This window comes from Pseudomonas sp. 6D_7.1_Bac1 (genome assembly GCF_025465945.1).
GTDB lineage: Bacteria > Pseudomonadota > Gammaproteobacteria > Pseudomonadales > Pseudomonadaceae > Aquipseudomonas.
In genome coordinates this window covers 48426-63564 of the sequence record NZ_JANLNW010000067.1, presented here as the reverse complement: position 1 = coordinate 63564, position 15139 = coordinate 48426, and the positions used below count along the sequence as shown (strand labels likewise).

The following is a 15139-nucleotide window of genomic DNA, read 5'->3' as shown; positions in this document are numbered from 1 at the left end:
CTTGTAAAAGGTTTGTCTGCATGGTTATGACTTAGGAACACCTTACTCATCGTCTAACTTCCATCAAATGACTCTCCGAACTATATCACCTAGCAACGCAGGATCTTGTAGGAGGCTATGCATTTTGAGGGGGAAGCGAAAGCGATTGCTCGCTTCCCCTTGCTAAAACGCATTTCGCACGTTCCACAGTCAGCAGGCATTATGTGGATTATCTCCTGCGGATTTTTTCTGTTCCTTTGACCCAGCCGGATAAATCGGCGTACTCATTTGCTGATCTATTAATCCAGAGTTGCCTTCTCGTGGAGTTTTTTACCAAGGCAAGATCGGCATATGGGTATAAGCCTAGGTACTCCTCCCCCTTAAATTCACTTTGAGCGTACTGGGTGACCGGAAGAATACCTACTGAGCCTCTCAGTGCATCGAAGTAACCGAGTTCCCAAGGCATCCAGCGAGATGTAGTCGAGTGACGGCTGTAAACGTACAAAAGCGATTTTGATGACTTCATGCGCATCCGCAGAGTTTCAGCTGTCTCAGGTGTGACGTGATCTGGGGAAAGCTGAGGATCATCGACTTTATCAATATAGACGCTCAAGCTTGCGTCTTCCAGATACCCTTTTATTCCGAATATGATATTGTCGGGCTCGTTGGAGGAGTGACTCAGGAAAACGTCATACGTTTGCGTGCTTGCAGTGGCCTTAAATAAACGCCCTGCCCGACTGACTGAGCGTGAGCGGGAAATAACTTCTGCTTCCGTGAGTAGTGACATATTGCGCGCTAGTCTCTCTGTGCTTCTACCTGGTTATCGGCATGAATATTCATAAGACCCCGAATGACCAAAATAATTGCTTGGTCTATGTGAGGGGTATTGGCAAGTGCCGTATTTTCTTCAGTAGTAAGCCCGTTCCTCAGATCTTCAAGTTTGTACTGTTTAAATTCGTCTGAATACGGCCAGCATGGGAGTGATGCATCGAACTGGTTATCAACACCCATCAAATCTAGAATCTCTCTTGTACAGCCACCGAATCCGCCTAGCAGATATACAGGTTTATGGCTCTGCAGAGATATAAGTACCTCCTCGGCTATACCTGGCATACTGCCGTTGAATTTCGATGTTTTTCCCCCGAGGACTATCCTAGCTGTCGACTCGGCGGTAATTATTCTCCGCATGGCAGTTAGCCCTGAAGACCAATCAAAAGTTGAGCTACGCATCAGAGAGCTAGCGTCCTTAAGCGATAATGGATTGCATTGCTCGTCAATTACTTTTATCTCAGCCGTTCCTTCCATTTCGCTGCTCAAAGCAAAAAGAGCGTCGATATCGGAGTTCATGAAGACTGGCCAGGCAAGGTAATTGATTACACTTGCCAGGTTCTTGTTGTCACATGAGTCTTTTCGATATCTACAGACGAGTTCGTACAGTATCCTGGTGAAACCATGAGTTCGTAGGTCACCTCCATAAGTAACCGTTGCCCCCAAAGCTAGCATGTGACGTGCTGCCTCACACATCGCATCCACCAAATGCGCATGACTTAGACCCAAGGCAGGCATGCTTTCGCTTTCTGATATCGAAATTGAAATCTTTGAGCCATCGAGTACTTCTTTATAACTCATCTGGTAGCCCCCGCTTTCCATTCAGCTAGGCTTCTAAGCTGCACATTTGGCGAAACCCTGTTGATGAGTCGTTCCTCCTCCGTGCTCAATGGAGGATCTGGGTAAATAAGTATAATTTCTTTAGAGTCAACCTCGGCCTGCTCGCCTCCCTGAGGAATGGACGATAGAGAAATCAACTCCGGCGGGCGTGGGATGAGGAATGCTTTTCTAGGTAGCTGTTTCTTTATTTCATGTGTCTGACAACACCACAGAAAATCCTTCAAAACCTCATCGAGGAGCCTACTTATGACAATATCTATTCGAGAAACATCTGTTGGGTCGTAACCGAGACGAACTACCGGTACGTTCCCCATGTAAGGGAAACCTCTTTCGTCCATATTACTTATGCTGTTGGCGACTACGAGGGGAATATTCCAGGTTTTGGCTTCAATGATTTCTTTTCGACACCACTCTCTTGATGAGTAGGAGTCTGTATGAATCGCGACCATTGCGCTGATACGTACTTGCTCCAGCAGTACTTCGTCAAATCTTAGGCCTGCTGGGATGTCATTTACATCAAAAAATGAGGATAATCCATGCCCTTCATAGATCCTCATTCTTATAGCTGTGGCAATTTCGATTCCGTCGTCATCATGTTTTGAATGACTCAAGAAGATTTGTACTTTTTTTAAGTAGTCTTGCAGGTTTTTGTGGGATGGGTTCTCAAGTTGAGCCAAGTGGTGCCTGAGCATTCGGCAGAACTCATAGGTGAGTTCGCTTATTAGGCGCGTTATTCTCTCCGCGTCATCACCCTTCCACAAATCCCATCTAAGCGCTTGCTCTTTCAAGCTTGCTTTTTGCAATGTTGCTTTGTTGAAAGAGACAGGAAATAGGAGGTTGTTAAATCCAGTTCTGTTGGATTCATCTGTTTTTGATGAGAGAGTATTGAGGTAGTCAACCCAGTCTTGCGATTCGCACAGGTTATCGTCAAGGAGTGCAATGATTGCGGACGCTTCAGAGTCTTCAGGGGTTACCGATATGGGGGTATCACTACCCGGCATACAGGCACTACGGAATACCACCGGAATGCCCACGCCCCCTACAATATTTCTGTATAGATCGCGCCGAAAATGTTGCATTATAGTTCCGGCAACTTTTTCCCCTAACTCAAAGCTAGGGTGCCATACGACATAGATCACAAAAAAAGGCTTTGCGAGATCGTTCTCTTTTGCCTCACCCATTGCGCTTCTTCTTTTCGCGGCTGTTGACTATGAGAGATTTGTATTTGGATTTGGCCTCGGCGACGTATTTTTCCAAAGATTCTGGCGATTCAGTGGCGTTTTCCCAGCTTGTAAAAACTGCATAACCACTTTGAATGTTGTCATGTAGTCTACCCGGCACACTAATGCGATTTTCAGTTCGCGGTGCTGATGGGAGATAGATCCCAAGGAGGGCGTGTTCCTTATCAAGTGTTGCCTTAATTTCCCAGTCGATATACTTCCTTTGATACGTTTCAGCACCAATTAGCACTACGGTACAGGAGGTACCTGTTATATATTCTTCGCGAATCCGTCGAAGTACATAGTCAACGTCGTCGCTGTCTATTTCGCTGTCCAATGATGCATCGTGTATCGATTCGTAGGTATCATGAAACTTTGTCGAGAACGCATCGTAATATTCTTGATCTAATTTGTGATGATAACTCACGAAAATTTTGTGCTTGACTGGCTTTTCCAGAGACTTAAGAATTTCTTGAAGATTCATTGATATTTCGGTCCTTGAGATTTTTGTAGATACCCCCGACGCACAGAGTAGTGCCGGGTGGCTATTTAATATCAAAGCTTGGAGAGATAGTGCAATCTCTTTCGGCAGGATTTCTCGCGCGGAATTTTGAGGATTGACACCTGCGCCATCTCTGTAGGCCACCGAAGTGGCAATACCTGAGTGATATTGAGCAGAAATCGTCAATCTAGACTCACAAGATGACTGTCAATGCATTTTGTGAGGATGGCTGAAAGGGGCATCCTTTCTGACCCAAGCTTGTCAAGCTTAGAGGCCGCAATGGATACCAAGCATGTGGTGCAGATCGATGCCTAGGCGCTTCAATTTCACTGCCAGAGTGGGTGCACCTGCCCTCGATCCCAGCGAGAGCGAACAAACGGGCATGCAACGAGCTGATTCGCGCTGTAGTACGCGTTGCCATCCCGACGCTGCGCGCTGTTTTTTAATCCTTCACACGTGATTCGGGATCGAGACCACGGAAAGACCAACTGGCACTTGGGGTGCATTACCCCCAAACATAAGTGGCCGTCATGGCCTAACCTCCACTTCAGACGAGCTCAAAATGAGAGGTTACGATGGAATTGCACTTGTGCAGATTGTCAGTCACTCACTCGTTACGCACGTAAAAAACATGAAAAAGTTAAATTAGGTAAGTGACTGATTTATGGAAGATAAAACACATGTAACAGTTAGCAAGGCTCCGGAATCTTTGAATGACCCCATCGAGCCCGCCAGCCAGACCCATGCCGCCCAACAGCGCCAGCGCGCCAGCCAACTGGCACAAGCCGTGCGCCTTGAATTGCGAAAGGCCGTTATCGGCCAGGAAGCGGTGATCGACGATGTGCTCTGCGCGCTGATTGCCGGCGGTCATGTGCTGCTCGAAGGCGTTCCGGGCTTGGGCAAGACCTTGCTGGTACGTGCTCTCGCCCGCTGCTTCGGTGGCGAATTCGCACGGATTCAATTCACCCCGGACCTGATGCCCAGCGACGTGACCGGGCATGCGGTGTACGACCTGCAAACCGAGCAGTTCAAACTGCGCAAAGGCCCGGTGTTCACCCATCTTCTGCTGGCTGACGAAATCAACCGCGCACCGGCGAAAACCCAGGCCGCGTTGCTCGAAGCCATGCAGGAACGCCAGGTCACCCTTGAAGGCCGCGCCCTGCCGATTGCGCAACCGTTCATGGTGCTGGCGACGCAAAACCCGATCGAACAGGAAGGCACCTACCCCCTGCCCGAAGCCGAGCTCGACCGTTTCATGCTCAAGGTGCGCATGGACTACCCCGACGCCGATCAGGAGCTGGACATGGTCCGTCAGGTCAGCCGCTCGACCCGCGCCGACATGCTGGATGTGCAGCCGTTGCGCACGGTTCTGCAAGCCAAGGATGTACCGGCCTTGCAACGGATCGCCAGCGACCTGCCGCTGGACGAACAGGTGCTGGACTACGCGGTACGCCTGGCCCGCACCACCCGCAGCTGGCCCGGCCTGACCCTCGGCGCCGGCCCGCGGGCCACCATCGCGCTGGTCCGGGTGGCACGGGCACGGGCGCTGCTGCGCGGTGGTGAGTTCGTGATCCCGGATGACATCAAAGGCTGCGCGCTGGCTGTACTGCGCCATCGCGTGCGAATCGCCCCGGAACTGGACATCGAAGGGCTGGACGTGGATCAGGTGCTCAAGCAGCTGCTTGATCAGGTTCCGGCGCCAAGAGCGTGAGCATCGCGACGTCGATGTCACCCACCCCTGCGGCGAGGGAGCTTGCTCCCGCTCGAGCGCGAAGCGCTCGTAATCAAGCAGGTGCGCAATGCCTGAAAAAATACCGTGGCAGGTTTCAGGACTGCTGCGCAGTCCAGCGGGAGCAAGCTCCCTCGCCACACTCCGCATGCCTTTCAAACAGGTGGGTGGCCTTATGACCAGGAACCCCATGCCATGAAACCCACCCGCCTCTTGCTGATCTGGCTCGCTACCCTGCTGGGCCTGAGCATCGTACTCGGCGCACTCCGGGCGTTGGGTTTGAGCGTTGCACCCAACCTGCTGTCGATCAACTGGGGATTGCTGCTGGCGCTGTTACTGCTCGCGCTGTTCGATGCCATACGCGTCACGCGCCTGCCATCGCCCAAAGTGCGACGCCAGATGCCCGGCAGCCTTGCGCTTGGGCGCTGGGGCGAGGTGCGCGTCGACATTCAACACGACTACCCGCAGCCACTGAAGGTGCAACTGCTCGACCACGTTCCCGACGGCCTGAGCTTTGAACACCTGCCGCAATCGGTCGGTCTGCAACCCGGTCAATACAGCCAGATCAGCTATCGTCTGCGCCCCCTGCGGCGTGGCCATTTCAGCTTCGAACGCTGCGAAATCAACCTGCCCAGCCCATTGGGTCTATGGTCCGCCCGCCGCTACCTGACCGTCACCGACAGCACCCGCGTCTACCCGGACTTCGCCCGCCTGTACGGCGCACAGTTACTGGCCGTCGACAACTGGCTCAGTCAGCTTGGCGTTCGCCAGCGCCAGCGTCGCGGGTTGGGTCTTGAGTTCCATCAATTAAGAGAATTTCGCGAAGGCGACAGCCTGCGCCAAATCGACTGGAAAGCCACCGCCCGCCAACGCACACCGATTGCCCGCGAGTATCAGGACGAGCGCGACCAGCAGATCATCTTCCTGCTCGATTGCGGCCGCCGGATGCGCAGCCAGGACGGTGAACTGGCGCATTTCGACCATGCGCTCAATGCCTGCCTGCTGCTCAGCTACGTGGCACTGCGTCAGGGTGACGCCGTGGGTCTCTGCACCTTCGCGGGCGATCAACCACGTTACCTCGCGCCCATCAAAGGTCCCGAACAACTCAAGGTGCTGCTCAACACGGTCTATGACCTCGACAGCAGCCAACGCCCGGCCGATTACCAGGCCGCCGCCAATCAGTTACTGGCCCGGCAAAAACGTCGGGCGCTGGTGGTGCTGGTGACCAACCTGCGTGATGAAGACGACGACGAACTGCTGAGCGCCGTCAAACGCCTGGGCAAACAGCATCGTGTACTGGTCGCCAGTTTGCGTGAAGAAGTACTCGACACGGTGCGACAAACACCGGTGCACACCCTGGACGAAGCCCTCGCCTATTGCGGCACGGTGGACTACTTGAACGCCAGGGCCGAACTCCATGAGCGCTTGAGTGCTCATGGAGTGCCGGTGCTGGATGCGCGGCCCGGGGAGCTGGGTGCGGAGTTGGTTACACGTTACCTATGCTGGAAGAAAGACGGAACGCTCTAGCGACAATGTCGTCAGTCCAATGCTCAGGACGGAGCACTAACCCGAATGGCCACATACTTGACGGCTCCGCGAACCAAGACCCAAAACGGATCATTACTCACCTTGGGGAAAATGAACCTGACCTCCGCAACACCATCGGCGTTCGTTCGCGCAGGAGTAAGCCCCATCCCCAGATAGCCCCACGAGACCAGCTCTCCAGCCAAAGGCAGCCCAGTCTCCTGACTCACAATCCTGACCTCGATATGCGCCTCACTACCGACAACATTTTGTAGCGAACGATTAGTGATCCGCTCAATCATCGGAGTATTTGCCGGGTCAAAAACATGATAAGTCAACGACTGGTTACTCCCCAGACCTGCTGTCGCTGTCAGCCTGTTTTCCCCGAGCTCAACCGGGGTGAAGGTTATCCAAGAGTTCCCGTTCTGATCTGTAATCGTTACAGGCAAGGACAGCCCAGAGATATTCCAGAAGACAGTCACCCCCACTAGTGGTTGACCGTCAGCACGGGAAACTACCCGAGCTTTCGCTCGTGTCTCCCCCCCCAAAACAATTTCTGTTGGACCGGCAGCGGTCAACGATTCAATAACCGGCACCACCCCGCCATACACCAACTGCGCCGTATCCCAGCCCCCCACACCGCCTTTCACCGCTGCCGACAACACACCATGCCCCTCGGCCGTCAGGACGAAGGTCAGCCTTGCAATCCCGTCGGCATCCGTTAGCGACGGCGACATCGCCCGACCTGCGTACTCCCACATGACCTCGACGCCTTCCAGCGGCAGTCCCGTCCTGCTGGAGACCACCTTGGCCAGTGCGTGAACCTGCGACTCCCATTCCACAGGCCACTTGTCGTTATCGCCTTCATAAATCTCACTGATCTTGCGTGGCTCGTTCATCGTAAAGGTCAGCGACAGGGTGTCCGAGTGCAACTCATCCCCGACCGTCGCCGTCAGCTCAGCAGCCCCTGGGTTTTTTGGCATGAAATGAATCCTGGCCACGCCATAGAAGTCGGTCACCGTTGTCACCACCCCAAGGTCCGGGCTACGCCAGGTCACAGTCCAACCGGCCATCGGCTTGCCGCTGATGGCGGACACCACCGTGACCTGTTCATACAACGCCTGCCCCCAATCCAGAGTCTGATGAACCCGATGGCTGACGATGATCTTCAAGATTTGCCCGCCGCTGCCCAGCGACAACGCATTGGCCGGTGACAGGTTAGATAACCTCGACGCGGCCAGACGCAACGCAAAACTCCCGTCCTTCAGATCGCCGCCCTTGAGCGTGTAGCTCAACCCGTCGCGGGTCAGCAATTGCGGCACTCCGAGCGCCGGCGAGAACGTCAAGCCCAGTACGGTAGGACCCGTCCCGGTCAACCCAAGCATCACCTTTTGATTCAGCAACGGGCTGCCCTCCGGCACCGACAACTCGATACTGTGCTCGCCCTTGCGCCGCGGGAAATATGTTTTGGCGCCCCAAACCTGCGAAGACTTCCCATCAAACTGAACGACAAGCCCCCTCCACGGATCACTGGCCAGCGCGTTGACCGTCATGGCCCGCTTGTCCTGATAGTCGTCATAAGGGCTAAAGACCAGTGCCTCGACATCGTGCCGCCGTGCAGTTGTCGGCGCCAAGCCATAGCCGGACCAGCCATTCGCATCGGTATCCACGTCAGCCGAAGCCCCCACCGCCGTCCACTTCACCGGCACCTGCACTACCGGCTGGCGGGTGAAACTGGAGATCACCCGCGCCCACTGCCAGGCACGGTCCTGCCCGACAACCGGATCCACAGCCGCTTCGCGCAGCGTCTCGATCCGGACTTTGTTGTGCGCCAATTGCATCACATTGGCGGTGGACGTCAGCTTGAGCTGAGGCAGCTCCAGCGCCAGAGAGAACTGGCCGGTCTTCTGACTGGCGGTGAAATCCAGCGCCCAGGCCGCGCCCCCGGCGTTGATGGGCTGAGGTAGAGGCAACGCCGGTGTAACCGTCGCCCCCAGCTCACCGGCGGGTGTGCCCGACCAGGCCAGTTTTAAATCCAGCCCGATCAACGGGCTCAGCGCATTGGGCAAGAGTTTGTAACGATGAACAGCCCCCAGGCACGGAAAGAGCGTCTGGTCACCCACCGTGGCCGACACCTGATCGAGCACCAGGCGCCCTTCATCGGCCAGGTTTTCCGAGAGCAAACGCCCCGACAGCTCCCGAGCGCCCGATACCACGTCACTCGTGAGCTTCAACTCGAACAAACCACTGCGGCTGGCGCTGATCCCGGAACTCAAGCGCCATTCCCAGCCTCCGGCCGGTGTGGCCGTCGGCGCACCGATGGTCAGCCCCAAACCCGGCTCTCCATCGCGCCAGGTCAAGGTCATGGGTTTGTCCTTCACCGGGCTGCCCGCCGTCGGCGTCACGCGAAAGGTATGCGGCTTGCCACGTCGACAGGCGATACCGACGACCACCAGGTCCACCGGCTCGCCATCCAGATGAAACAAGACTGTGTCCTTCCAGGGGCTGGTCGCCAACGCCGTCACCGCAAACGCACGCTCAACCGGCTGCATGTCCACATGCGCTCTGACCTTCGCGGTGATGGTGTAACCCCCCGCTGTCCTCGGCGTATCCAGCACACTGGCCCAACCACCATCCCCGGTGACGGTGGACACCGTGCCATTGGGCCCCACCCAGTCCACCAGAGCATTGACCACCGGATCACCGGGGCCGCTGGTGACGACATGCGTCACCTGCACCATCAGCAGCACGCTTTCGTTTTCATCCACCACCGGGAACTTGTTGGCCTCTCGAACCTCGCCGATCTCGACGTTGTTGCGTGCCAGCGACATCAGTTTTTTGCTTGAAGGCCGCAACAGTTTCGAGCAACCCAGCTGCAAGTAAAACCTACCGTCGATACGATCCTCGCAGGTCAGGCGCCAGCTCAGTTCGACGACACTGACCGGAACGGGCTCTTCAAGCGGCGGATTCACCGTCACCCCTAACTCGGCAGGCGTGTCGCCGTCCCATAGCAACCACAGCTCGGTCCCCAGCAACGGACTATTGGCAGGCAATTTCAAGGTCACCGGGTATTGGGTGCCGCGATTGGGGTAACCGGTCTTCTCATCCCATGGCGTTTCCTTGCCATCGATGACGGCCTTGACCTCTTTCCAGGGATCGGTCGCCAGTACCCGAACCTCAAACCCTTGAGTGAACACACCGCTGGCGTAGTACAGACTCGCCACCCATGCCTCGATGACAAAGTCACCCGCGCGGCTTGGGGCGTAATCGAAGTAGGCCCAACCCTCGTCATCGGTGAGCACCGAAATTGCCTGCCGCTGCCCCTTTACCCCCCAGTTCACCGTCCGGCCGTTGAGTGCTTGACCGGTGTAGTACGACGCCACCTGAACCCCCAGACGCACGCTTTGTGCGTACTCGACAACCGGGTAGAAAGCCGCCTCCAGCACCTCACGAAACACCAGCCGATGATGCCCGAGCGAAGCGTTGATGCGATAGGCATCGGCCGTGTATTTGTTCAGCAGGTAGAACCAGAACTCAAAGGGGCCATCACCGTCGATCAGCGGGCAATAGAACTCCCAAAAGCCGTCGAGCGGATGGTCCAGCCCCCACATCGGCGTCGCCACAATGCTGCCATCCTGAGGGTTATTTTCGATGTTCAGCGACGCCGCGGTGTCGCGCCAGGCGTTGTCCGGCGCCGGCACAAAACCCAGCCGGTGGTTCAAGCTCCCGACAGCGCCCAGACACAGGTACAACGTACGAGCCGGCGGCAGCGTCTGGTCGTCGAGTGTCAGCTGTTGCAGCACCAAAGGTTCCAGGTGCAGGCGGATCTCGATGCGGGTGATGCGGATGACCTTCCCGTACTCATCGTCTCTGCTGGCGGGGCTGAACACGCTGACACGAACCTTGTCGTTTTGTTTGAGCGGCAGCGTCAGCTCGACTTCGTACTGTTCAGGATTGAATAGCATCGGTTGCTGATCAGCATGACGCTCTTTGTCCACCTGACTATTGAGCCGCGAGCCGGCAGGCAGCGTGATCACCTGCGCAGGCTCCGAACTCCCTTCAATGCAGACCTCCAGACGACCGTCCTTGTCATGCCACGATTCGCAGAGAAAGCTCAGGATGTAACGAGCATTTGCGCGAAGGTCCTTTGGCGCATCGACAATCTGACTGACCGAGGCCAGATTGCCGGCCGTCAGGCAATAAATGTCTTCGCCCTGATAGCTTTCTTTTATGCGGCCGACCCAATTGGGATTAGTCGGACCTCGGTTCCAAAAAGAAAAACCTTCGCGAAAATCACTATTGCGTACCAGGCTCGCATCGGCCTGAATAATCGGTTCACTCATGATTGCCTGCTCCTGTCCCTGTCCGGTTTACCCGTGCGTGCCCGCGATCAATCCAGCGCCAACGGATCATCCGGATCGACGCGATTGACCAGCTCCTCGACTCGTCGCGCAAACGTCGGGTCGCCGGCCCTGGCCGTGTAATGAACGCGCAGGATGATGTCCGTCAACGACGCCAGCATGGATTTCTGTGGCTCCTTGCGGGGCCGGGGGAAGGTCAGCTTCCAGCGCGATACCGTCCCCGTGCATTCGAACGGGTTGAGCAAGCCTTCATCGGGTTTCACCGTGGCCATGCCCCTGTCGCCAACACCCACCGACAGGGCAATTTGCTGACCCGCACGCAAGTTGAACCGCACATCGGCGGGGGCCACTCCACTGTTGGGGTTATGCAGATATTCCACCGAACGAATGGACGCCTTGGTCGCCGTGATGCTCTGCTCCTGGGACAAGACAGCCTTCACATTCTCGAACGGGCCGACCAGCACCGGCAGGTCGACTTCTACCGTGCTGATCTGCCGGCAGTAATGGCCCGGATGGTCACGATCGAAGAGCAACTGCGTGAGTTTGAAATCCAGAGTGCCGGTGCGTTTCAGCTCTTCCAGCGCGTCCTTCCAGTGGTCGAAGCTTTCTTGCGGGTCCACCGTGTCGTTAAACAATTGCCGCAGCGAGATGGTCTTGACCAACTCCAGACGCCGCTCATGGCGATGCAGGTATTCACGCTCCATGCGCAGCAAGTGCACCTTCAGGTGTTCGCCCGCCGTGAGGCCGTGACGGTCGTCCAGCCAGACCTGTGGCAGGGGAATCTGCGAATCGTAATCGCCGGTCTCAAAGCTCAACGAAGCCTGAGCGCTCATGCACAAACTGACGACCGCATCATAGGCCTGATAGTGCAAAGCCTTGAGTTGGCCCAGCAGCCAGCCGAACAGCTCGGCGTTGGTCGCACGCTTCTTGATGAAGGTGTAGAGCGTCAGCGCGTGGGCATTGGCCCGCAGGGTTTGCCGCAGGCTGGCCCTGGCCGCTTCGACGGCGTGGCGTTGCGCGGTGATTTGCGCGTCGATGGCGCGGACCTCTGCCGATGCCTGATCGCGTTGCAGCTGCCATTCGCCGCGTCGGCGGCGGTAGGTTTCGGTGAGGGCAGTTCGATCGGCGTGCAGGGTTAAACCGATGGAGGTAATGTCAAAAGCACCGCCAAGCGCTTCCATTATCCCTCCAGGATTTGCCACACCCCACGATGTTCCGGCCTGATTCGGGACCAATGTTTTAGTGAGCGCTCCCGCCGCCTTATGTGCGACACCGGCCATCGAAGTGATTTTCGCCGCCAATATGAAGTCCATCACTTCATATTCCGCATCACTGATATTGCTTTCATACTTTTTCGCATACGCATCCGCACGTTCCTGTGCCACCGCCCGGCTCTGGCCCAACGCGGTCACGCTCGCCTCCAGCTGCTCGATGGTCTGCTCCTGCACGGTCTGGGCGTACGCCCCCAAATCCACCAGATGGCTGTGTTGCAACTCCTCCATCTCGGCCCGATCCCGTTGTTCGAGCAAACGCAGCACCTGATTGCCATGATCCTGCAGCGTTTGCACTGCACGTAGCGCCGCTTCGAACATGACCCGCCAACGAAACGCCACCACCACCAATTGCCCGCCCATCGGCCGCGGTGAACCGGCGCCGCCGGCGGCCAGATCCCTCAGTAACTGGTTGGGGTCTGTCGGCGGGCTGAACAGCGGAATCAACAGCGGCTTGCCGTCGAGGGTGAGGTTATTGCGCAGGTTATGCAGGCGGCTGCCGGGCAAGGCGAACAGCTCCAGCAATTGTTCATTGATAGGACACGCAAAGTCCTTGACCCCTAGCATGCCAAGCTCGGGCGCCACCTCGGCCTTGGCCGGCACCTGTGCCAGGGTGAATACCAGTTTTTTTTCGAACGCTTCCAGCGCGGGCCGAGAGCCGGCATCGGTCAACAGCTCACCGACCGTTTTCGGTTGCCAGCGGTTGACGGTCCTCGCCGTCGGGGCCTTGCCCATCAAAAACTCGGCCTGCACGTAACACAATTTGGCCGCCACCAGACTGTCACGGGTGAGCTGACGATAGTACCAATCGCCCCAGGCCATCAGGTTTTTGACGTACTCGGTGAACGCCACGATCTGAAAATGCCGGGGGGCCGAATAGCCGATGGCATCTGGATCGGTCGGGGCCTCGGCTTCACAGTCCGGGTTGCCGGAGCTTTCAGCGTTCGCCAATGGCCGGCAGCGCCAGTAACGGGGTTTGGGTGGCGTGGTTGCCGGATCCTCCGGGGCTTGAGGATCGAACAGGTAATGCAACCATTGCTGCGCTTCCAGAAAACGGTTTTCAGCGCTTAACCGTGAAGCCACCAAGTGCACCAGGTGATACCACAGCTCCCAGAAGGACAGCCCGTTGGCGCCATCGAACTTACCGTTGGGTTCATCAATCGGACCGGACGCCGGATTTGGCTCTGGCAGATGCTGGGCCACAAAGTCCATCAAGGCATCGATCGAAATGTTGGCGAGCTCTACCAGTTCGGGCCCGAATAACGAGTTCAGACGTACGTGTTTGAGGGTCAGCTGAGGCTGGTTGAGGGCGAGAAATTGCGCGCCCTCGGCGTTGGTCTTGTCCAGCGACGGCGGGACAAACGACGCAACCGTGCCCACCGTCACCACGTATTTTTTGCGCCCAAGTCCATCAGTTGGGGTAGAACCACCGAATGTAAAAGTGACCGGCCCGGTAAAGCCACCCGCCGACCGACGAACGGCCATCCAGGAAGTGCTCCAGCCACCGACGTCGGAGAAGTCTCCTGTGATCGGTGCAGGATCCCCCCCTGCCCCGTCGAGCAACTTCAAATCGAAGGTTTTTTTAACCTCTGTGGTGCCCGGTTTCGCCGCGCAAACGCCTCTCACCAGAAGAACATCCTGCGCGGCAACGCGTAAAACCATCGCCTGCAAAGAGTAGTAAGCGGTCAAGCTACCACTGGTTTCAACGGAGTCGATAATGCTCGGCAGGTTCTGTCGCAAGATCGGGTGCTGCACGATGCCCAAATCGACAAAACGATGGTCCGCCAATGGCGCCAGCCAGCCACCATCATCGTTGGCAATATGACGAAACAGGACATCGCGTACCAGATACACATCGACCGGGTTCTCAGGAGCCGTCCCCCCCTGACCGCTACGATTAGTCAACAACACCCCCAACTTGCCTTTGGGGTGCCGGTCATCGACAAGCACCGTGGCAATCAACCGGCAGCCCTGCGAGACATCCTTATCCTGTTCGGCACTGTACAAGGAAAACGGTGCCGACCAATGCCCGGTCTGCTCCATGAACGCCAATTGAATGTCCAGCTTGTACGGCAAGTGCTGCTCCGATTGTTGGCTGACCACCTTGTTACGCCACTGCGCCCAGACCAGACACAAACGCCCGCCCCAGGACACCGGTCGGATATCCAGCACCGTCTCCCCGGTTGGAATCTCGACCGGCTGCCATTCACTCCACGCCGCCGGGTTGATCGCCCGGCTGCTGGGCGCCAGTTCAACCTCGGCCTTGCGCCAAAAGTACTGGAAGGGTGGTACCCGCTGCCGACCGACAAAGTTATAATCGCCGCTTGTGGGCGAAACGCCGTCGAGGTAGCTGCTGATCACCTCCAGGTTGCAGGTTTGCTCGAACGCTTTCAGGTAATTCTTCAAGGCCGCCTGCACCGAGTCGATGCTCAGGCGCGTCTGGTTCAGCTCGTTCTCAAGGGTTTTGAACAGACTGGTCTTGCGCCGACGCACATAGGGATTGATGAAGTTTTCCGGGTAGATCGCAATCAACTGCAACGCCGCCCAATCCGGGTAGTTGCTGTGGAGCTCCCAGGTCTTCAGATCCCGTTTATCGAACTCGACGTCTGCATACCCCGGTTCCAGCTTGCGGTACACCGCATGGATGTAGTGCTGGGCGCAGCTGGTGGCCTCGGCGGCCCAGGAGTTTTGCACCGCAAAACTGTCCAACGGGTCCATGCGCAAAAGCTCGAACAAATCCGCGGGGGTCCTCAGGAAATTGAATTGATCATCGGGAGGCAAGCCCTTCTTGATTTGCCCGATGCAGTACTCGACCAGGGCCGTACGACGTTGTTCGAGCAGTCCGGCGATGTGCGTGTTGTTATCCATGATCCTTGCTCCTGAGG

8 protein-coding genes are annotated in these 15139 nt (G+C 56.7%); 2 read left to right on the top strand and 6 right to left on the bottom strand.

From position 1 onward, the window contains the following. Positions 1 to 208 precede the first annotated feature (208 nt). From NTD87_RS17780 to NTD87_RS17765, 4 genes are read right to left on the bottom strand one after another with little or no spacing between them, the layout of a single operon-like run. Positions 209 to 766 carry a toll/interleukin-1 receptor domain-containing protein gene (locus NTD87_RS17780; protein ID WP_262115354.1) on the bottom strand — a complete coding sequence of 186 codons (558 nt, stop codon included), beginning with the start codon at positions 764 to 766 and terminating at the stop codon, positions 209 to 211. A gap of 8 nt (positions 767 to 774) precedes the next feature. Next, positions 775 to 1608: a hypothetical protein gene (locus NTD87_RS17775; protein ID WP_262115352.1), complete on the bottom strand. Its 834-nt coding sequence runs from the start codon at positions 1606 to 1608 to the stop codon at positions 775 to 777. Beyond that, positions 1605 to 2828, bottom strand: coding sequence for a toll/interleukin-1 receptor domain-containing protein (locus tag NTD87_RS17770; RefSeq protein WP_262115351.1), 1224 nt, complete (start codon positions 2826 to 2828; stop codon positions 1605 to 1607). The genes NTD87_RS17775 and NTD87_RS17770 overlap by 4 nt, the downstream gene beginning before the upstream one ends. Next, a complete protein-coding gene (locus NTD87_RS17765) occupies positions 2821 to 3555 on the bottom strand; it encodes a TIR domain-containing protein (protein WP_262115350.1) in 735 nt (244 codons plus the stop codon). The genes NTD87_RS17770 and NTD87_RS17765 overlap by 8 nt, the downstream gene beginning before the upstream one ends. A gap of 523 nt (positions 3556 to 4078) precedes the next feature. On the opposite strand from NTD87_RS17765, the gene NTD87_RS17760 reads away from it, so the two are divergent. Then, entirely contained in the window at positions 4079 to 5080 is a 1002-nt protein-coding gene (locus NTD87_RS17760; protein WP_262115348.1) for an AAA family ATPase, read from the top strand. Between the two features lie 213 nt (positions 5081 to 5293). After that, on the top strand, positions 5294 to 6625 hold the full coding sequence (locus NTD87_RS17755) for a DUF58 domain-containing protein (RefSeq protein WP_262115347.1): 1332 nt from the start codon (positions 5294 to 5296) through the stop codon (positions 6623 to 6625). Positions 6626 to 6648: 23 nt separating this feature from the next. Here NTD87_RS17755 and NTD87_RS17750 read toward each other — a convergent pair whose 3' ends face one another. Beyond that, positions 6649 to 10965, bottom strand: coding sequence for a hypothetical protein (locus NTD87_RS17750; RefSeq protein ID WP_262115345.1), 4317 nt, complete (start codon positions 10963 to 10965; stop codon positions 6649 to 6651). Between the two features lie 47 nt (positions 10966 to 11012). Further along, complete coding sequence (locus NTD87_RS17745) at positions 11013 to 15122, bottom strand: neuraminidase-like domain-containing protein (RefSeq protein WP_262115344.1); 4110 nt, start codon at positions 15120 to 15122, stop codon at positions 11013 to 11015. Positions 15123 to 15139: the final 17 nt, after the last annotated feature.